The following is a 17,662-nucleotide window of genomic DNA, read 5'->3' as shown; positions in this document are numbered from 1 at the left end:
CGCACTCGTTTGCCGGGTACAGCCTCGAAATGAGATTTATTTGTCTTTGTTTTACAGGATTCCTAATTGTTGAGCACCAGGCGGAATACCATATCCTCGGGGCGCTGTTGGGCAAAGTCGCTGTATTGCACATAGAAGGCCACGCTGCCCGGCATGTAGTCGTAGGTGTAGGTCTCGGTCCAGAGCATCTCCTGGCCGCTCTGGGTGTCGGTGCTGCCCCGGTGTATGGTGTAGGGCAGGGGGGTGATGACCTCGTCGTTGGTGCCCGGCGATTGTACCAGGTAGCCCAGCACGTAGCCGTTGAGGTAGAGGTCGTCGGTGATGTCGGCATTTTGGAATACATACATGTAGTAGGTGTTGAGCCCGTCTTCGGTGGTGACGAGTTCCCAGTCTTGCGACTTCACGGTGTAGGTGTAGTATTTCCAGTACATGCCTTCGCCCGGTACTCCCTGCGGACCTTGCGGACCCATGGGACCCTCGCAGGAGAACAGAGCTAAACTTATGATAACCAATAATAAAAGCTTTTTCATTGTCTCTTTTCGAATTAACGGTTTGGATAACAGATTGGAACGGAGGCTCTTGCGGGTTGTCGCCGCGTGCCGTACGTGACCGAGACTCCCTGTTCCTTTCGCAAATATAACAAGGAGTTGCAAAAAACAGTTCTGTTTTCGGAGAATTTAATTTTTTTAATGAACCGCGATGGTGCGTGGGGTGTATGCGAGAGGGATAATGTCGTAGACGAGTGTGTCATGTGCGGTTTGCGAACAACTGTTGCACTCTGTGTGTTTTATTAAAAATACCGATTTGTTATAAAATACTTATGTTCATGCCAAGGGTGCCGAATAATTTGTACCTTTGTCGCGGAGAGACAAAGATAGAACGGGGCCTGCAACAGGGCTTTGCTCATCGGGTTCTGTTTTTGTTGGCATAATTGCGAAATTAGGAAAAACTATGACAGATCGTACTTCCCCATTGATTCTCGGTTCCGAGCCTATCGGTAAACTGTTGGTACAGTATTCGGTGCCGGCTATTATCGCGATGACTGTTACATCGCTCTACAACATCATCGACAGTATCTTTATCGGCCATGGAGTAGGGGCGTTGGCTATCGCCGGTCTGGCCATTACCTTCCCGTTGATGAACCTGGTGGTTGCCTTTTGTACGCTGGTGGGTATAGGCGGTGCCACCATCAGCTCCATCTTCCTGGGGCAGGGCGACCAGGTGCGGGCTACCGAGGTAGTGCACAATGTGTTGTTCATGTGCATTGTCAATGCCATCTGCTTCGGTGGGTTGACCTTCCTGTTTCTCGATCCCATTCTGCTCTTCTTCGGTGCCAGTCACGACACGTTGCCCTACGCCCGCGACTTCATGCAGGTGATTCTGCTGGGTACCCCCATTACCTATGTCTTTATCGGTCTCAACAACGTGATGCGGGCCACGGGTTATCCCCGCAAGGCCATGCTCTCGTCGCTGCTTACGGTGGGGTGCAACGTGATATTGGCCCCTATCTTCATCTTCTCGCTGGGTTGGGGCATCCGGGGGGCTGCACTGGCCACGGTAGCTTCGCAAACGGTAGCCATGGTGTGGGTGCTGGTGCACTTTTCCAATAAAAACAGTTTCGTTCACTTCGACCGCCGTTATGCCCGGCTGAAGGCCCGGGTGGTAGGCAAGATTTTCTCGATAGGCATGTCGCCCTTCCTGATGAACGTGTGTGCCTGCGTGGTGGTGATCTTCATCAACAACGCGTTGCAGCGTACGGGCGGCGACCTGGCCATCGGTGCCTATGGTATCGTGAACCGCACGCTCATGCTCTTTGTGATGATTGTGATGGGTATTACCCAGGGCATGCAGCCTATCGTGGGTTACAACTTCGGTGCCAAGCAGTACGACCGGGTGCGCAAGGTGTTGCGCTACGGCATCACGGCTGGAGTGTCGGTAATGACCGTGGGCTTTATCTTGAGCGAGTTGTTTCCCCATGCCATCGTGGCCCTCTTTACTACGAGCGAAGAGTTGGTAGACTTGTCGGTGGTGGGGTTGCGCATCTGTTGTGCCATGTTCCCCTTTGTGGGTTGTCAAATTGTGATTTCCAACTTCTTCCAGTCGATAGGGCGGGCGCCGGTGTCGATATTTCTCTCCCTGTCGCGGCAGTTGCTTTTCCTGCTGCCGTTGCTGCTGATATTGCCCGATTACTGGTCGACCAACGGGGTGTGGTGGAGCATGCCCATATCCGATTTCATTGCATTCGTGATAGCCGTCGTGGTGCTGATGATACACCAGCGGTCTATCCACAGAAAATATCAAAGTGTTCAATCTTAAAAGTAAGGAGCTATGAAAAAGAGATTAACCATTGCGCTGGTTGCGCATGATAACCGCAAAGCCGATATGGTGGAGTGGGTGAAACACAATGCCGAGTTGCTGTCGCACCATCATCTGGTGTGTACGGGTACGACGGGACATTTGGTTAAGGAGGCTTTTGAGGAGTTGAATATCCCCGCCGATGTTACCTGCATGAACTCGGGCCCGTTGGGTGGCGATGCCGAGATTGCCGCACTGGTGGTACGCCATCAGGTCGACTTGGCCATCTTCCTTATCGACGATCTCAACCCGCAACCGCACGAGGCCGATATACAGATGCTGTTGCGTCAGTGTCGGGTGCACAATGTGCCTATTGCCTGCAACCGGTACAGCGCCGATTTGATGATTACGAGCACGCTGTGGGACGACGATAGCTATGTGCCCAGCGAACCGAAATACATCTATTTCAAACGATAAGAGGTTCTTTGGATATATACGTCAAGCGGGCACGGCCGTTCTCCAGTGAGACGGTGCCGTGCCCGCTTCGTGTATGTGTAGGTGGTTATCCCTCGATTTCGCTCAGTTCGAGCCAGCGCAGGGTCTTCTCGTCGAGCAGGTCGTTGACCTCGGGCAGCCGTTTCGATTTTTCGGTCAGCTCGTCTACCCCGAGGGTACCGCTGCAGAGGGCGGTCTCGATGCTCTTCTTCTCTTCCTCGAGTGCGGCAATCTCTGTTTCGAGTTGCTCGAGCTCCTTCTTCTCCTTGAACGAGAGGCGCCGGCGGCTGTTCTCGGCAGAGGTCCGTTTTTCGGGGGCCGCCTTTTTGCTCTCCTGGCGGGTGCGTTCGGCCTGTTCGTTGCGGGCCTTCTGCTCCTGAGCCTCGCGCCATTCGCGATAGTCGGTATAGTTGCCGGGAAAATCCTTTAGTACGCCATTTCCCCGGAATACCAGCAGGTGGTCGACCACCTTGTCCATGAAATAGCGGTCGTGCGAGACGACAATCACACACCCCTTGAAGTTGCGCAGATAGTCTTCGAGCACGTTGAGGGTGACGATGTCGAGGTCGTTGGTGGGCTCGTCGAGCACCAGAAAGTTGGGGTTGCTGATGAGTACCGTGCAGAGGTAGAGTCGCCGCCGCTCGCCGCCGCTCAGTTTGTAGATGTAGTTGTGCTGGGTCTCGGGGGTGAAGAGGAAGTGTTGCAGGAACTGCGAGGCCGAGAGCTTGCGGCCGTCGCCCAGTGAAATCTCCTCGGCGATGTCGCGCACGGCGTCGATTACCTTCATCTGGTCGTTGAACTGCATGCCCTCCTGGCTGTAATAGCCGAACTTGACCGTCTCGCCGATGTCGAACCGGCCCCGGTCGGGCTGTACCTGGCCTATAAGCATCTTGATAAAGGTCGACTTGCCCGTACCGTTATTGCCCACGATACCCATCTTTTCGTAACGGGTGAAGGTGTAGTCGAAGTCCTCGATAATCTTCAGGTCGCCGAAGCTCTTGGTGATACCCTTGGCCTCGAAAATCTTGGAGCCGATGTACGACGATTTCACCTCGAGCCGCACCTGCCCGGCGGCTTTTTCGCGGCGGGCCTTCTCCTGCAGGTCGGCAAAGGCGTCGATGCGGTATTTGGCTTTGGTGCCCCGGGCCTGAGGCTGCCGGCGTATCCACTCCAGTTCGGTACGCATGAGGTTGCGGGCGCGGTCTATCTCGGCATTGTGTATCTCGATGCGCTCCTCGCGCTTCTCGAGGTAGTAGCTGTAATTGCCCTTGTAGTTGTAGAGGGTGCGGTCGTCGATTTCGACAATCTGGTTGCACACTCGGTCGAGGAAGTAGCGGTCGTGGGTGACCATGAGCAGTGTGGTGTTGGAGCGTCGCAGAAACTCCTCGAGCCACTCGGTCATATCGATGTCGAGGTGGTTGGTAGGCTCGTCGAGAATCAGCAGGTCGGGTTCGGTAATAAGCACGTTGGCCAGCGCCAGACGCTTCAACTGCCCGCCCGAAAGCTCCCGTACCGGTTGGTCGAAGTGGGTGATCTTGAGTTGCGAGAGTATCTGTTTGGCCCGTTGTTCGTAGTCCCAGGCCTTAGCGTGCTCCATGCGGTCGAGCAGCTCTTGCAGCCGGTCGGGGTCGTTGGCCTGCAGGGCCCGTTCGTAGTCGGCGATGAGGCGCACCGTCTCGTTGTCGGACTGGAAGCAGGCTTCGATGACTGTCAGCTCGGGAGCGTACGAGGGCGACTGTTCCAGATAGCCTACCCGCAATCCGTTGCGGCAGGTGATTTGCCCGTTGTCGTAATCCTCCTTCCCGGCCAGTATATTGAGCAGAGTGGTTTTGCCCGCTCCGTTTTTGGCAATGAGTCCCACGCGGTCGCCCTCGCCGATACCCAACGATATGTTTTCGAACAAGATGCGGTCGCCAAACGATTTGGTAAGATTCTCTATCTGTAAGTAACTGATCATAGTCTGATGTTAAACGGACTCAAATTTACGACAAAAGTAGCGATTGGGCAAATGACTCTGTCGGTCGGTGGTGAAAAAGGGGAGGGTGGGGCATGGTCTCGTGTGTTTGGGTTGTGCGGTATGTTTGGTAAAATCGTCATGGAATCCATTCTGTCATTGAGTCTGAAGATAAAAACCGAATGAAAAATCTTTTTTTTGCAAAAAAAATAACGATAAAAATAGTTGCAATTAAGAATAAAGTCCTATCTTTGCAAAGTTTGATTGTGCTCAGTGACGCAATCGTCGTGAGTGCTACCAATCTTGTTATCCTATCTATCTACCTGAAACACAAAAAAACACACACAACGCCGACATTATCCGTTATTGCAAGACTGTTAAGCATTTGGTCGGAAGTGCAAGGTCTTGCGGGAAATCCTTCTCGCCTTTATCTTTTTTCATGGGAACAGTAAAAATCAGCGGGGAAATAGACAAAAGAATATTTTTCCGTTCACTACCAGACTCTCATAAGAATAATAAATGGATAGTTTTAAGTTTCTCCTCTATGTCGCATCGGCAATAGAGGAGAGGTGCCACGCCGCGAGGGGGTGAAAAAAGGAATGAAAAAGGAGGCTGACAGGGAATATATTAAAACTCCTCCCCCTGTATTTTCTGCAAGAAAATACAGGGGGAGAGTTTAAATGTAACTTCTTGGCATTTACAGGAAGCGCAGAAGAGGAAACCCTTCGTTACTGCGTGCCACCACCCCTATATTTTCTTGCAGAATATACAGGGGGAGAGGTGAATTTCCCTTTACATCACCCGCACAGGAACTATTCCGGGTTAAATTTTTTAATAATAATTTTGTCGTGTAAGTTTGTCAAAATGTAAAATAAACTTTACATTTGTGGCGTGAGAGAAATCCATCTATTTACAAACCGAAATCAGTCATGCTTATGAAAAAGATTTTTCTGTTGCCCCACAGCTTTAAGAAAGTCGGTTGGGCTATTCTCATTCCCACCTTTATTATCGGGCTTATGATGTTTGTCGACGGTTGCAACGGTTTCCCCACCTATTTGCTGAAGGGGATAGACCCCGCCAGCGGGTTGTATCGGGTATTGACATCGAATGTGATGATCGGTCTCCTCAACAACATAGCCATCATAGGCATCAGCGTGGGCAGTCTGTTTGTGGTCTGTTCGCGCGAGCCGATTGAGGACGAGCTCATCACTCAGGTGCGGCTCAACTCGTTGCTGGTTGCGCTTTATTTGAATACGGCCTTTGTGGTCGTGTCGGCTCTCTGTTTCTATGAACTCGACTATCTGTATGTCATGATCGGGAATATATTCACGGTCTTGCTGGTCTTTTTGGTAGTGTATGAGGTGAAGTTGTGGCGCCTTAAAAAATCGTTGAGCCATGAAGAATAGGATACGGGCCGAACGGGCCGAACTTCGCATGACCCAGCAGGCACTGGCCGAAGCTACCGGTGTGAGCCGGCAGACCATCAATGCCATCGAGACGGGGCGGTTTGTCCCCTCGACCATCTTGGCTTTGAAGATTGCCCAGGTATTCCAGAAACCGGTCGAGCAGATTTTCCAGCTGGAACCGGGCGACTGAACGGCGGGGGAATACCCCGAGAGATTGAATTTGAATAAACGGCAAAAGGCTGCTGCCTCGCGAGGGGCAACAGCCTTTTTATGCAGTGTGGGGCAGAGTGGGGAGCCCCGGTTGTTATGACCGTCTGTCGCTTTTTACAGCGGGTCGTATCCGGCCTCGGCAATCAGGGCCTTGTCGTCGTTGACGCCCGACCCCAGAGTGGTGAGCATGTCGCCCATGAGCAGACCGTTGAGTCCGGCCTGCAGGGCCTGTTTCTGAGTGTCGCGCGAGAGGCGTGCCCGGCCACCGGCAAAGCGGATGAAGGCGCGGGGCAGCACGAAGCGGAAGATGGCGATGGTCACCAGTATATCTTCGTCGCTGATGGGGGCCGTGTGTTCGAGCGGGGTGCCCGGTATGGGGCTGAGGATGTTCATGGGTACGGAGCAGACGCCCAGCTCCTTCAGTTCGAAGGCCAGCTCGATGCGTTGCTGCAGAGTCTCGCCCATGCCGATGATACCGCCCGAGCAGATTTCGAGCCCCACCTCCTGGGCTGCGCGGATGGTCTCCTTTTTCTGTTCCGAGGTGTGCGTGGTGCAGAGTTCGGGGAAGTAGGACGAGGCGGTCTCGAGGTTGCAGTGGTAGCGCTTCACGCCGGCCTCTTTCAGCTTTTGCAGCTCCTCCCGCTTGAGCAGACCCATCGAGGCACACAGCTGCAGGTGGGTTTCGCGACCCATGCGGCGGTACAGGTTGCAGAAGTAGTCGAGGTCGGAGCCCTGCACGCTGCGGCCGCTGGTCACGAGCGAGAGCCGCTTGATGCCCTGCGACTCGTGGAGCCGGGCCATCGTCATGGCCTCCTCTTCGGGTATGGCGTCGTAGGTTTCGATGTGGGTGTTGTAGTGAGCCGACTGGGCACACCACTTGCAGTTTTCGGGGCAGTGACCCGAGCGGGCATTGATAATGGAGCAACTGTCGAGGGTGCGGTTGCAGAACTTCCGGCGAATCTCGTCGGCCGCGGCGTAGAGCTCGGCGCGGTCGGCATGCAGAGCCAGGTCGATGGCCTCGTCGGGAGTAATCTCTCCGCCGGCCAATATACGGTTTTTAATCTCTTGTAGCATGGTTTTCGGTTTTATGTCCCGAATCACAATCGGGTTTCGGGAGTACAAATGTAGATTTTTTTGTTGAACAATCGGAGTAAATGTCCTCGATAAAATGGACTGTGGAAAAATGTGAGAGACTTAGGCCTAAGTTAAATGTTTTGTTCTTAGGAAGATACGAGAAAGTGGTAAATTTTTTTGTACAATACTATTGCTATCTGCGAAAAAATATCTACTTTTGTGCCCGGGTAAGTCCTATACGGCCAGCTCCTTGTGAATCCCCCAGGGCTTGACCGCAGCAAGGGTAGCCGGTTGTAGCGGCGCGATGTAGATAGCTTACCCACCTGCCTCTTTAGCTCAGTTGGCCAGAGCACGTGATTTGTAATCTCGGGGTCGTTGGTTCGAATCCGACAAGAGGCTCAAAAGATAAGGCACCAGAAACGGGTGCCTTTTTCTTTTATAGGGTATTTTTTAAGGTAGAGTATACGATGGAGGCTATAATCACACAGATGATTATCCTGTTCATCCTGGTAATCGTCGGTTATGCTTTGAGCAAGATGAATATGATGGATGCGGATTTTGACCGCAAGTTGTCCAACTTGGTAATCAATGTCACTTGTCCCTGTCTGATACTCTCGTCGGTGATGGGCGACACGCTTCCCGACAAGACCCTGATTCTGCCTCTGCTCGTTGTCGGTTTTGCCACCTATATTCTCTTGATTGGGGCGGCGTTTCTGTTGCCGCACTATATGCCGGTCAAGCCTATGGAACGGGGCATATACAGTTTCATGCTGGCCTTTGGCAATGTGGGTTTCATCGGGTACCCCATCGTGGCCTCGATTTTTGGTCCCAGTGCCGTATTTTATGCCTGTATACTCAATTTCCCCAGTACGTTGCTGATTTTTGTTTTCGGAACCCTTTTCATTTCGGGCGACCAGGGAAAGATGCGCTTCGACTGGAGTACGCTGTACAGTCCGGCCATGATTGCGTCGTATCTTTCGATTCTGATAGTGGTGACCGGCTGGATTCCTTCGCGGGTCATTACCACACCTTGTCTTCTGTTGGGCAATATCACGGTCCCGGCTGCGCTGCTCATTATTGGTTCGTCGATTGCGCAAGTCCCCATCCGCCGGATGTTCGGCAACCCCTCGATTTATCTGATGTCGGCTTTGCGTCTGATGTTGATACCGTTGCTCATCCTGTGCCTCTCGCGTGTATTCCGTGTCGATGAAACCATAGCCGACATCAATGTGGTACTGTCGGCTATGCCTGTAGCCTCGTATGGCACGCTGTTCTGCATCAAATACAAGCGGGGCGAGGTGATTATGGCCGAAGGCACCTTCATCACCACGCTGCTCTCGGTGGTGAGCATTCCGCTGCTGACGATGTTTCTGTAACCAAACTTTACGCCCGCCGGTTTGTTGAAGAGATAAACTCTTTAACAACAAGCAAAGATGAAAAGAATCGTCTATTATCTGCTCCCGGTACTGGTGTGTCTGGGGGTAGGATTTGCGGGCAGTCTGTTTCAGGCCCGGTCGATGGTCGAGTGGTATCCGTGGCTCGACAAGTCGGTGCTTACCCCTCCCGGTGTGGCCTTTCCCATAGCCTGGACGTTGCTGTATGTGTGTATGGGCGTCTCGTTGGGACGCTTGATCGATCGGGCCCGCGACCGCATGCTCTTCACGATATGGGGTGTGCAGTTGGTGCTCAACTTCTTGTGGAGTCTCTGTTTCTTTACCTTCAGGTATCCGTTGCTGGGGCTGGTCGATATTCTGCTGCTCGATGTGCTCGCGCTAATCTATATCGTGGGGGCCTATCCGCGCGACAAGGCGGCATCGTGGCTCTTTGTCCCCTATTTTTTGTGGCTCTTGTTTGCGACTTATCTCAACGGGTATATATATTTGTATAACGAAGTTACGAAAAGAGTGTATTTTATTGGGAATGAGCGTATGTTAATCGCTCATGATAGTAATAGGTTACGATTTAGTTAGTTATCTGCTGCATTATTCTTCTGCGCGTTGCGTAACCTTCAAAGAACTCTTCGTATGCAAAAGTAACAATAAAACGGGAGATTTTGATATGAATCTCCCTGATTTTTTCTATCTCATACAAGTTTTTCCGTAAAAGCGGCTTTATTCGTCGGCACACCATCGTACAAAAGGATTTTGAACGAACGTCTGCCGACTATCGCATAAGCGGAGAAAAGGGCTTTGCCTCACGCCTAAACAATAGTTTAGACTGATGAGGCAAGGCCCATTTCTTTTATGCTTATGCCAAAGAGGTGCTTTTACGGCTTTTCAGATGATTTTTCATTTTCGTTGTTCTTTTGAGCCGGAAGCGGAAAGCCGTGTATGACCGCTTGTCCATAAATGTAACAAGCCGTCACCCACAGCAGGCAAACCGGGAAGAAAAATTTTATCTGCCCACCCCGACACGTCTGACCGGACAGATAAAACCATACTTCCTTACAGGTGGTTTGCCCGGTTTCACGTTGCCGGCTATGTTCTTTTTTTGTTGGGAGCTTCCTGTTTTCACGGATTTCTCTTTTGAAGTTTTCTGTCTAATCTGCCTCTACTTCCGTTTACCTCCATTTTCGCGCCTTTCAGTGAGCCGCATCAGGCTGTCATTTCCGTTCTGGGCGCAAAGGTAACTCCGGGATTTGACGGGAAAGCAAGGTCAAGCCTCCTGTTTTCTGGAAAAATCTCCAGCCCTCTGGGTAGTATTTTTCCCGAAAAACTTTGCATTCCCTAATCCCTACCTTTTTAAGCACCCGAAACGAAAACGACCGATGCGACAGAAAGACGCATTAAAAAAAATGTCGGATAAACGAGAGGCAGATAAAATAGTTTGAAACTCAACTCCCTCAGCTCTTGAATCCGCATTAAAAAACAAAAAATCAAAAACAGCAAAGATATGACAGCAACAGCAGATTTCAGACAAATGGCGCAATACATTGGGCTTGCGATGTGCAGCTTAATCATGCGCACCGCCTTTTGGGTGTTCGGCATCATTTGGGATATCGTCAGAGAGATAGTAAACGGAGTGTTCCGAGTGGCGATAGGTGTAATAGTGGCTATCCTTTCCACAATCGTCTTTTTCGGATTCATCCTTTGGTTATTCACCCTTTAATCCTTAATCGACATGGCAAAGAGAAGAAGCAAGACAGTAGAGCAACAATGCAGATACTATGAGGTGGACAACATATTCGAGTACATGGTGGAAACATACATCAACGGCAATATATCCGTGTTCCGTGAACTCTACCACGAACTGAACAGGGACGCACGGAAGGACTTTACAGACTTCCTTTTGAGCGAGGTTGAGCCGACATATTGGAGAGAGATACTGAAACAGACAATCTAAAGCGACAGCGATATGAAAACGACAGACCATTTCAAGAGAACGATACAGATGTATTTGGAGCAACGTGCAGCGGAAGATGCGCTCTTTGCGAAGAACTACCGCAACCCTGCCAAGAACATAGACGATTGTGTGACCTACATTCTGAACTATGTGCAGAAAAGCGGTTGCAACGGCTTCACGGACGGCGAGATATACGGACAAGCCGTACACTACTATGACGAGAACGAGATAGAGGTGGGCAAGCCTATCCAATGCCACATAGCCGTGAACCATGTGGTGGAACTCACCGCAGAGGAAAAGGCGGAGGCACGGCAGAACGCTATCCGACAATACCAAGAGGAGGAAGTCCGCAAGTTGCAAAACCGCAACAAGCCTAAGACCGCCAAACAGACAACCCAAGTTCAACAATCCTTATTCGACTTTTGATTATGAAACCGAGAACACGCATACAGCAGGAAGTCGCACGTTTGAGCAAGCGGCTACCGAGATTGAACGCCACACAAAAGGCATACGCTTTCCGCCATTGCTTCAAGCATTATGCAATCAAGAGAGCGGACGGCACGAACATCTGCACCGAGTGCGGACATTCGTGGAAGAGCGACCACGACCTTGCAGACACCCTTTGCGGATGTATCTGCCCACATTGCGGTATGCAGTTGGAAGCGTTGCGCACCCGAAAGAGTGTTTTCAGCGAGAACGAGTACTTCTCCATCGTCACCACCAGCAAGCAGTACCAAGTGATACGCTTCTTCTTCGTGAAGTCCCGATACAAGGCAGGGCAAGCAGCCGAGTATTCCATTTATGAAGTGGTGCAAAGGTGGATTTCACCCAAAGGCACAACCACCACCGTTGCCCGACTGCGAGGTATGTCAATGTTGTATTACGACCAATGGGCGGAATACAGCGACATGGAGGTACGCAAGAACAACAGACTTCACGCATACGATATAGCACCTATGTGTACCTATCCCCGACAGCGTTTCATCCCCGAACTGAAACGCAACGGCTTCAAGGGGGATTATCACAACACACTGCCGTATGACCTTTTCACGGCTATCCTTTCCGACAGCCGAGCCGAAACACTCTTGAAGGCAGTACAATACCCCATGTTGCGCCACTACATCCGCAGTTCCTTCGACATGGAGAGGTATTGGGCATCCGTGAAGATATGTATCCGCAACGGCTATACCATTTCGGACGGCTCAATGTGGCGTGACACCATAGACCTGCTCCGTCATTTCGGCAAGGACACGAACAGCCCGAAATACGTCTGCCCTGCCGACCTCAAAGCCGAACACGACATATTGGTGGCAAAGCGTAACCGACAAAGGGAGCGCGAGCGGACGGAACAGCAACGGCAAAAGGCGATTGAGGACGAGAAGAACTATCTGAAAGCCAAAGGCATCTTCTTCGGACTTGTGTTCTCTGGCAGCCTTATCTGCATCAAGGTCATAGAAAGCGTTGAGGAAATGGTAGAGGAAGGGCGGATGATGCACCATTGTGTGGGCGGTTATCACAACAAGGCAAACTCTCTTATCCTATCCGCCACCATTGACGGCAAACGGATTGAAACGATAGAAGTCAGTTTGAAAACGCTGAAAGTGGTACAGAGCAGAGGGGTATGCAATTCCAATACCGAGTACCACGACCGCATCATCCGACTTGTGGAGGACAATGCCGGACTTATCCGTCAGCGTATGAACGCAGCATAATATCAACCTATAATACAGAATAATATGGAAGTAAGATTTGAAAGCATGGTTTGCTTGTGGGACGATAAAATTCCCACGATGTTCCTTGAATTTATGAACCTCCTCACTTTTTGTCAGAGTGAGGAGCAGTTAAGGGCAAGCGTAAAGGACTTTTCCGAGAAACACGAACTTGACAAGTTCTTCCTTTACGGCTTCGGCTCACATCATTTCTACCTGCACCAACGCTATACGAGTAACCCCGAAATGGTTATGCGGAACAGAGTGTTGTCAGTACATTTCTAACCATCTAAAAACAACGATTATGAGTACACGGATGACCATCAACGGAGTAAGCACCTGCACGAAAGCAGGGACAGAGAAATACGAGAAGTTCCAAACGGGTATCGGCAGACGCAAGCGGACACTTGTGCAGTACGACTACCGCCACACGGACGGGGAATTATTCTCTTGTGTGAAACCCACTTTGGACGAGTGCCGAGCCGCACGGGACAAGTGGCTGACGGCAAAAAGAGGAAAGGAGGACAAGCGATGAACGAATCAGGCTACCAAACGCTGATAGTCAAGTTCAGCAAGCCCATCACGGAATTGGACGGCATCTTTGACGATGCCGAAGCGTGGGGAGTTGAAACCCTTAAAGGATGGGTAGAGGACTATGAGAGTAGTCGGTTTACCACCATTGACAGCCATACGGCAGTCATAACGAGCGAGTACAATATGGAGTGTGTGAAAACATGGTTGGAAAGGAACACCCCCATAGCCGAGAAAACAGAATTTTGAACATTCGGGCGGTGTCCGCACCGCCCGAACATAGCACCCAAAGAAGAATGAATATGATAGCAAAGACAATTTTGGAGCAGATAGGTGGCAGACGCTTTGCCGCCATGACGGGAAGCAAAGACTTCATAGACATGGGCAACGGCTTACGCATGAGCCTTGCGAGGAACAAGACGAGTGCCAACCGCCTTGACATCATCTATGACGGAGGGGCAGACCTCTACAATATGCGCTTCTACCGCAGGACGTTCAGCAAAAAGACATTCGAGTGCAGGACGAAGGACATTGAAACGCACGAGGGGATATATTGCGATATGCTGGAGGAAATGTTCACGATGGTAACGGGACTTTACACCCGTTTTTGAGTGGGTGGGCGGCAAAAGCCGCCTACTTTCTTTCAGTGAGCAGGATGGCGGACAAAGAAAGTAGCAAAGAAACCTCTGTGCCAATCTTCGATAAAACCAGTCTTATAAAGATATGATTTGTTCCCAATTGTAATTAGGATTAGAGAAATGTCCGTATATAGAAGTTGGTTGATATATAGTATTCTTTAATTTTAACAACTCAATTATTGCATTAGGTCTAAAATCGAATTTTGATAGAATAAATTGTTTCAATTTTGTAGAATTGGATTCTTTGTCTGTGGAAACATTTAGCATGGTAGGCTGTTCTTCTCCAAACAAATAAGCCACTGCTATTTTGCATTCTTTTTCTAATCCGTTTGCGACTATGTTTTTTGCAACAAATCGAGCCATGTAAGCAGCACTTCTATCTATTTTGCTCGGATCCTTTCCAGAAAAAGCACCTCCGCCATGTGTTACCAAACCGCCATAAGTGTCTATCATTATTTTACGACCAGTTAATCCTGTATCGTTAACAAACCCACCTTTATAAAATTTTGATTTCCTATTTATCTGAATATCTACATTTATACAATCAATCAGTTGAGTTAAAACCTTCTGTTTTATTTCATTTTCAATGAAATCGGGATGAACATTCTCCTTATGCTGTACATTGATTATCAATTGTTCAAGATTATTTTCGCTAATTGTAACTTGTACTTTCCCATCAGGGAGGAGATAATCTACGCTCTTTCTATACGTATCAATCTCTTTGGCTATTAAATTAGATAAATATACACCATACGGAAGATAATTATATTGATTGTTTATAGCATAACCATACACAATACCTTGGTCGCCAGCTCCACCGTTCATAACAGCATCATTTAGTTGTCTTGATTGTGAAGTCAAAAAGTTCAGTATGTTTAATTTTTCACAATAGCCTATGGATTGATATACATCATTGACAATTTTCTCAATATCAACCCTTTTATTTTGAGTACTAATTTCTCCAGCAACAATTAAATTATTACCACTTCCCAAGCATTCTATTGCTGTATGGGCATTACAATCTTGCATCAAGAAAGCATCCAAAAGAGCATCACTTATTTGGTCGCATATTTTATCGGGATGTCCTTGTAATACACTTTCTGTTGTATATTTGTCTAATTTATCGAATATCATAATTCTGTTTTATACAGCTCCATTCTTCTGTTAATTTATTGTTTAGTTTTTTGTACACAGAATTGCTATTTGGAGATTTATTATATGCCAATGTCGTTTCATATTCAAGTACCATATAGATAGCATTCTGAATAGTTTTATTTTTAGTTGATTTAGGTGTGCTAAAAATTTGTTTGAATTTATCACACAAATTCTTTAATCTAAAAAAGAATGCTATGTGGTATATCAGTTCTATTAAGAACAATGACGATAAAAATAGTTGCAAGAATGGTATGGCAACGACGTTATCTTTTATTCCGTAGTATGCAAATATCAAAAGCAAACCAAATAGTATTGTGTTCTTTATTGCCATTTTAGGCAACATCACTTTAATGATATTATATGTAAAAAAACAATTCTCATAACAATTAACCAACATTTTATATGGTCCTTTCTCAATAGAATCATTATCGTAATAATTCAAAACTGGCTTTTCCAGCAATTTCGTGCCTAATGAATTGTCGATAAATCCTTTCCGTCTTTCATTAGCAGCCATAGGTTGCATTATAATTTCTACGATTATATATAATAAACCATACCCTATAATAGAAATATAATTCAAAACATTAAATAAATTAGCAATCCATTTTATAGAATCTAATGAATGGCTTATACAATTTATTTGGAACGTTTGGAGTAATATTGAACATATGAATGTACTCCAGAGGAATCCATTTTCGATATTGCGCCAAAAAGCAATCGTCTTGTAGCTTATCTCATACGGTAATTGTCTATCCATATCCTTTATTTTTTTGCAAAGTTACATGAAAAAAGCGAAACTACTTGAATGAGTCACTTGTAAAATCAAGTACTGACCATCAATTAAAATATTGATATAACATAAACTCCGATAAAGCATCCCCAACTTCATCGGAGTTTATGTTGTCGGACACTTACTTTTTATGGTACATACAGTAGCGCAAACTCCGCCTTTCTCCGTTTGAGCAGCATGGCATGACGTTTACCCTTGTAGTTGCAGAAAGCGATATACTCCCGATAGATGTTCCTATCGCCTGCCTCCAACTTTCGGATCAGCGTGCTTTTGGGTATCTTTCCGCCTCCCAACAGACGGTACGGACCGACATTGTAGGCGAGCGTGGCAAGCAAGAGCGAATCCTTCCCGAACTGCCGGAACATCGCGCAGAACTTCCGCAGGTCTTTACGAAGAAGCGCGTCCGCCTGCCGTTTCGTCATTGTGCGTGCCGAATACCTTTCACCCGGCTGCAACCGATGACCGTACCCTACATACGGGTAATGCTTTTCTGAGTGCCAGCCCTCAAAGAATTTCGTGCAGCGCACCGCCCTCTCGAAAAGCGGCAGCCGGTAGATTGCCGCCTGCCTGTCCGTTCCCTCATGGCGTCTGTTCCGTGCGGACACGGAACAGACCGCCAGAAGCGAACAGTGAATAGCCATGAATACACGCATCATCGTGTAAGGGGCTTGAAGTTGCCGATTGGGACAACAGAAATAACCCCGTCATCCTTCACGTTGCGGTTGTTGAAATCAAATTCCAACTCGTAGGAGTTGTTAAAATTATCTTCCACCACCACAATGAAATTGTGCGCCTCGTCGCCCTCTGCCGTGTAGTACAGCCGGAACTTTTCGTTTTCGAGCAGGTAGCGGTCGTTGGGCAGGAACGTGATTCCGTTGTCCATTTTCAGCGTACCTTCTCCCTCGAACTGGAAATACCGGATGGTATAGAGTGTGTTGGCGAAGTCACCCGTCTTTTTCAATTCACAGCGGATTTCCACCGTCTGCCCCTTTGTCACCTTGTTCGGCACGGGCATGGTTTCCACCGTGAAGGGATAGGATTGCTTGATGTCCATGTCATCGTCACACGACACGAGCGTGAGCGACACAGCGGCGAACAGGCAGAGTGCCAACGCCTTGAAGATTGATGTTCTCTTGTTCTTGTTTTTGTTGTTCAGTATGTTCATTGTCCTTTGATTTTTAAGTTATTGTTCTTTTTGGGTTGTCAGTTGCAGATACTCGTTCAAGTCCTTGCAACCGTCATAGAGAGCGGAACGGTCATAGATACGTTCCCCATAATGTCCTTTCAGCGTTTTCAACGTGCGCCGTCCGGCTGCGTCATGGTCGAGATAACAGTCTATGCACCCGTAGCCGTCCAAATGCTTCATTGCCTTTTCCACGTTGGCAACAGAGTTCAATACGAGGCAGTCACCCTTTTCCAATCCGAGCGTGGCAGCGGAAAGGAAGTCCATGAATCCCTCAAACACGCTGCACACGTCAGCCGGAGAACTTTCCATTTTGACCAGCGACACATCCTTCGGCGGCACGCATCCCTTGAAGAAGCGGCTGCGGATTTCAAAACCACCCGCCACGTTCGGGAAGCCGACGGCAAAATACCGCTTGCCACGCACACCATAATTCAGTCGGCAGCAGTAACGTGATGCGACAGCGTAAGGAATGCCCCGTTCCGCCAGATAGTCCGTCAGTGGAGAACGAATCAAAGGGACGGCTTCCACTCCCTCAAAGGCAGGTTCTGACGGTTTAGGCAGGAAAGTCGGTTTACTCACTTCGGGAACAGGCATAAGCATATTGGCGTTTTCCGCTATGAATTTCACTTGTTCCATGAAGTCGTTGCTTCCGATAAACTCCCCGGCAAGCGTGAAGATGTCGCCACCTTTGCCCAGTCCGAAGTCGTACCAAAGCTGTTTCGTCACGTTCACACGGAAAGAGGGCGTGCGTTCGCTCCTGTACGGGGTGAGATACCACAATTCGTTGCCGCTTCTTCGGACAGGCTCATGTCCCAGCCGTGCGAGAAAATCCGCAATTGGCATTTGTCTGATGATGTCTATTTCCGTCCGTTCCATG

23 protein-coding genes and 1 tRNA gene are annotated in these 17,662 nt (G+C 48.9%); 16 read left to right on the top strand and 8 right to left on the bottom strand.

From position 1 onward, the window contains the following. Positions 1–62 precede the first annotated feature (62 nt). Positions 63–530, bottom strand: a complete 468-nt coding sequence (locus B5F38_RS06790) for a hypothetical protein (protein ID WP_143240926.1) — start codon at positions 528–530, stop codon at positions 63–65. Positions 531–951: 421 nt separating this feature from the next. On the opposite strand from B5F38_RS06790, the gene B5F38_RS06785 reads away from it, so the two are divergent. Then, positions 952–2,316 carry an MATE family efflux transporter gene (locus B5F38_RS06785; RefSeq protein WP_087408535.1) on the top strand — a complete coding sequence of 455 codons (1,365 nt, stop codon included), beginning with the start codon at positions 952–954 and terminating at the stop codon, positions 2,314–2,316. Positions 2,317–2,328: 12 nt separating this feature from the next. Beyond that, entirely contained in the window at positions 2,329–2,772 is a 444-nt protein-coding gene (locus B5F38_RS06780) for a methylglyoxal synthase (protein ID WP_087408534.1), read from the top strand. Positions 2,773–2,857: 85 nt separating this feature from the next. Here the strand turns inward: B5F38_RS06780 and B5F38_RS06775 are convergent, their stop codons facing one another. Further along, complete coding sequence (locus B5F38_RS06775) at positions 2,858–4,747, bottom strand: ABC-F family ATP-binding cassette domain-containing protein (protein WP_087408533.1); 1,890 nt, start codon at positions 4,745–4,747, stop codon at positions 2,858–2,860. A gap of 179 nt (positions 4,748–4,926) precedes the next feature. On the opposite strand from B5F38_RS06775, the gene B5F38_RS06770 reads away from it, so the two are divergent. The 3 genes from B5F38_RS06770 to B5F38_RS06760 all read left to right on the top strand — a co-directional run bounded on the left by B5F38_RS06770 (position 4,927) and on the right by B5F38_RS06760 (position 6,340). Continuing rightward, positions 4,927–5,196 (top strand): hypothetical protein, encoded by a 270-nt coding sequence (locus B5F38_RS06770; protein WP_087408532.1) that lies wholly within the window; start codon positions 4,927–4,929, stop codon positions 5,194–5,196. Positions 5,197–5,679: 483 nt separating this feature from the next. Next, entirely contained in the window at positions 5,680–6,150 is a 471-nt protein-coding gene (locus tag B5F38_RS06765; RefSeq protein ID WP_087408531.1) for a hypothetical protein, read from the top strand. Then, complete coding sequence (locus tag B5F38_RS06760; protein ID WP_087408530.1) at positions 6,140–6,340, top strand: helix-turn-helix transcriptional regulator; 201 nt, start codon at positions 6,140–6,142, stop codon at positions 6,338–6,340. The genes B5F38_RS06765 and B5F38_RS06760 overlap by 11 nt, the downstream gene beginning before the upstream one ends. 134 nt (positions 6,341–6,474) lie before the next feature. On the opposite strand, the gene bioB is transcribed toward B5F38_RS06760, so the two are convergent. Continuing rightward, entirely contained in the window at positions 6,475–7,434 is a 960-nt protein-coding gene (gene bioB, locus B5F38_RS06755) for a biotin synthase BioB (RefSeq protein WP_087408529.1), read from the bottom strand. Between the two features lie 325 nt (positions 7,435–7,759). On the opposite strand from bioB, the gene B5F38_RS06745 reads away from it, so the two are divergent. The 11 genes from B5F38_RS06745 to B5F38_RS06685 all read left to right on the top strand — a co-directional run bounded on the left by B5F38_RS06745 (position 7,760) and on the right by B5F38_RS06685 (position 13,627). Then, a tRNA-Thr gene (locus B5F38_RS06745) sits at positions 7,760–7,833 on the top strand. A 68-nt stretch (positions 7,834–7,901) separates the two neighbouring features. Next, positions 7,902–8,810: an AEC family transporter gene (locus B5F38_RS06740; protein WP_087408527.1), complete on the top strand. Its 909-nt coding sequence runs from the start codon at positions 7,902–7,904 to the stop codon at positions 8,808–8,810. 57 nt (positions 8,811–8,867) lie between these two features. After that, positions 8,868–9,404 carry a TspO/MBR family protein gene (locus B5F38_RS06735; RefSeq protein WP_087408526.1) on the top strand — a complete coding sequence of 179 codons (537 nt, stop codon included), beginning with the start codon at positions 8,868–8,870 and terminating at the stop codon, positions 9,402–9,404. Positions 9,405–10,326: 922 nt separating this feature from the next. Next, positions 10,327–10,542, top strand: a complete 216-nt coding sequence (locus B5F38_RS06720; protein ID WP_087408525.1) for a hypothetical protein — start codon at positions 10,327–10,329, stop codon at positions 10,540–10,542. Between the two features lie 12 nt (positions 10,543–10,554). Continuing rightward, on the top strand, positions 10,555–10,776 hold the full coding sequence (locus tag B5F38_RS06715; RefSeq protein ID WP_087408524.1) for a hypothetical protein: 222 nt from the start codon (positions 10,555–10,557) through the stop codon (positions 10,774–10,776). A 12-nt stretch (positions 10,777–10,788) separates the two neighbouring features. Beyond that, positions 10,789–11,202: a PcfK-like family protein gene (locus B5F38_RS06710; RefSeq protein WP_007840032.1), complete on the top strand. Its 414-nt coding sequence runs from the start codon at positions 10,789–10,791 to the stop codon at positions 11,200–11,202. 2 nt (positions 11,203–11,204) lie between these two features. Then, entirely contained in the window at positions 11,205–12,488 is a 1,284-nt protein-coding gene (locus tag B5F38_RS06705; protein ID WP_087408523.1) for a PcfJ domain-containing protein, read from the top strand. A 24-nt stretch (positions 12,489–12,512) separates the two neighbouring features. Then, the gene (locus tag B5F38_RS06700; RefSeq protein WP_087408522.1) at positions 12,513–12,770 is read left to right on the top strand and encodes a hypothetical protein; all 258 of its coding nucleotides are present in this window, start codon (positions 12,513–12,515) and stop codon (positions 12,768–12,770) included. 19 nt (positions 12,771–12,789) lie between these two features. Beyond that, complete coding sequence (locus tag B5F38_RS06695; protein ID WP_072546546.1) at positions 12,790–13,020, top strand: DUF3873 domain-containing protein; 231 nt, start codon at positions 12,790–12,792, stop codon at positions 13,018–13,020. Then, entirely contained in the window at positions 12,960–13,265 is a 306-nt protein-coding gene (locus B5F38_RS06690; protein WP_087408521.1) for a hypothetical protein, read from the top strand. The genes B5F38_RS06695 and B5F38_RS06690 overlap by 61 nt, the downstream gene beginning before the upstream one ends. A 53-nt stretch (positions 13,266–13,318) precedes the next feature. Further along, positions 13,319–13,627, top strand: a complete 309-nt coding sequence (locus tag B5F38_RS06685; protein WP_072546548.1) for a hypothetical protein — start codon at positions 13,319–13,321, stop codon at positions 13,625–13,627. A 102-nt stretch (positions 13,628–13,729) separates the two neighbouring features. Here B5F38_RS06685 and metK read toward each other — a convergent pair whose 3' ends face one another. The 5 genes from metK to B5F38_RS06660 form a co-directional block, all read right to left on the bottom strand. Further along, a complete protein-coding gene (gene metK / locus B5F38_RS06680; RefSeq protein ID WP_072546549.1) occupies positions 13,730–14,788 on the bottom strand; it encodes a methionine adenosyltransferase in 1,059 nt (352 codons plus the stop codon). Continuing rightward, on the bottom strand, positions 14,775–15,566 hold the full coding sequence (locus tag B5F38_RS06675; RefSeq protein ID WP_087408520.1) for a hypothetical protein: 792 nt from the start codon (positions 15,564–15,566) through the stop codon (positions 14,775–14,777). The genes metK and B5F38_RS06675 overlap by 14 nt, the downstream gene beginning before the upstream one ends. 161 nt (positions 15,567–15,727) lie before the next feature. Next, positions 15,728–16,255 carry a glycoside hydrolase family protein gene (locus B5F38_RS06670; protein WP_087408519.1) on the bottom strand — a complete coding sequence of 176 codons (528 nt, stop codon included), beginning with the start codon at positions 16,253–16,255 and terminating at the stop codon, positions 15,728–15,730. Continuing rightward, positions 16,252–16,764 (bottom strand): DUF3872 domain-containing protein, encoded by a 513-nt coding sequence (locus B5F38_RS06665; RefSeq protein ID WP_087408518.1) that lies wholly within the window; start codon positions 16,762–16,764, stop codon positions 16,252–16,254. Before B5F38_RS06665 ends, B5F38_RS06670 begins: the two co-directional genes overlap by 4 nt. 18 nt (positions 16,765–16,782) lie before the next feature. Continuing rightward, entirely contained in the window at positions 16,783–17,661 is an 879-nt protein-coding gene (locus B5F38_RS06660; protein ID WP_087408517.1) for a toprim domain-containing protein, read from the bottom strand. Position 17,662 lies beyond the last annotated feature (1 nt).

Source organism: Barnesiella sp. An22, assembly GCF_002159975.1.
In the GTDB taxonomy this organism is placed as follows: domain Bacteria; phylum Bacteroidota; class Bacteroidia; order Bacteroidales; family Barnesiellaceae; genus Barnesiella; species Barnesiella merdigallinarum.
This window is presented reverse-complemented; position numbering and strand designations above follow the sequence as displayed.

What these genes read in the sequence shown, in the direction of transcription:
- B5F38_RS06660 (WP_087408517.1), bottom strand. Translation starts at nt 17,661, where the DNA reads ATGGAACGGACGGAAATAGACATCATCAGACAAATGCCAATTGCGGAT.
- B5F38_RS06775 (WP_087408533.1), bottom strand. Translation starts at nt 4,747, where the DNA reads ATGATCAGTTACTTACAGATAGAGAATCTTACCAAATCGTTTGGCGAC.
- B5F38_RS06790 (WP_143240926.1), bottom strand. Translation starts at nt 530, where the DNA reads ATGAAAAAGCTTTTATTATTGGTTATCATAAGTTTAGCTCTGTTCTCC.
- B5F38_RS06695 (WP_072546546.1), top strand. Translation starts at nt 12,790, where the DNA reads ATGAGTACACGGATGACCATCAACGGAGTAAGCACCTGCACGAAAGCA.
- B5F38_RS06780 (WP_087408534.1), top strand. Translation starts at nt 2,329, where the DNA reads ATGAAAAAGAGATTAACCATTGCGCTGGTTGCGCATGATAACCGCAAA.
- B5F38_RS06720 (WP_087408525.1), top strand. Translation starts at nt 10,327, where the DNA reads ATGACAGCAACAGCAGATTTCAGACAAATGGCGCAATACATTGGGCTT.
- B5F38_RS06685 (WP_072546548.1), top strand. Translation starts at nt 13,319, where the DNA reads ATGATAGCAAAGACAATTTTGGAGCAGATAGGTGGCAGACGCTTTGCC.
- B5F38_RS06740 (WP_087408527.1), top strand. Translation starts at nt 7,902, where the DNA reads ATGGAGGCTATAATCACACAGATGATTATCCTGTTCATCCTGGTAATC.
- B5F38_RS06670 (WP_087408519.1), bottom strand. Translation starts at nt 16,255, where the DNA reads ATGATGCGTGTATTCATGGCTATTCACTGTTCGCTTCTGGCGGTCTGT.
- B5F38_RS06665 (WP_087408518.1), bottom strand. Translation starts at nt 16,764, where the DNA reads ATGAACATACTGAACAACAAAAACAAGAACAAGAGAACATCAATCTTC.
- B5F38_RS06770 (WP_087408532.1), top strand. Translation starts at nt 4,927, where the DNA reads ATGAAAAATCTTTTTTTTGCAAAAAAAATAACGATAAAAATAGTTGCA.
- B5F38_RS06785 (WP_087408535.1), top strand. Translation starts at nt 952, where the DNA reads ATGACAGATCGTACTTCCCCATTGATTCTCGGTTCCGAGCCTATCGGT.
- B5F38_RS06760 (WP_087408530.1), top strand. Translation starts at nt 6,140, where the DNA reads ATGAAGAATAGGATACGGGCCGAACGGGCCGAACTTCGCATGACCCAG.
- B5F38_RS06765 (WP_087408531.1), top strand. Translation starts at nt 5,680, where the DNA reads ATGAAAAAGATTTTTCTGTTGCCCCACAGCTTTAAGAAAGTCGGTTGG.
- B5F38_RS06705 (WP_087408523.1), top strand. Translation starts at nt 11,205, where the DNA reads ATGAAACCGAGAACACGCATACAGCAGGAAGTCGCACGTTTGAGCAAG.
- B5F38_RS06715 (WP_087408524.1), top strand. Translation starts at nt 10,555, where the DNA reads ATGGCAAAGAGAAGAAGCAAGACAGTAGAGCAACAATGCAGATACTAT.
- bioB (WP_087408529.1), bottom strand. Translation starts at nt 7,434, where the DNA reads ATGCTACAAGAGATTAAAAACCGTATATTGGCCGGCGGAGAGATTACT.
- B5F38_RS06700 (WP_087408522.1), top strand. Translation starts at nt 12,513, where the DNA reads ATGGAAGTAAGATTTGAAAGCATGGTTTGCTTGTGGGACGATAAAATT.
- B5F38_RS06710 (WP_007840032.1), top strand. Translation starts at nt 10,789, where the DNA reads ATGAAAACGACAGACCATTTCAAGAGAACGATACAGATGTATTTGGAG.
- metK (WP_072546549.1), bottom strand. Translation starts at nt 14,788, where the DNA reads ATGATATTCGATAAATTAGACAAATATACAACAGAAAGTGTATTACAA.
- B5F38_RS06675 (WP_087408520.1), bottom strand. Translation starts at nt 15,566, where the DNA reads ATGGATAGACAATTACCGTATGAGATAAGCTACAAGACGATTGCTTTT.
- B5F38_RS06735 (WP_087408526.1), top strand. Translation starts at nt 8,868, where the DNA reads ATGAAAAGAATCGTCTATTATCTGCTCCCGGTACTGGTGTGTCTGGGG.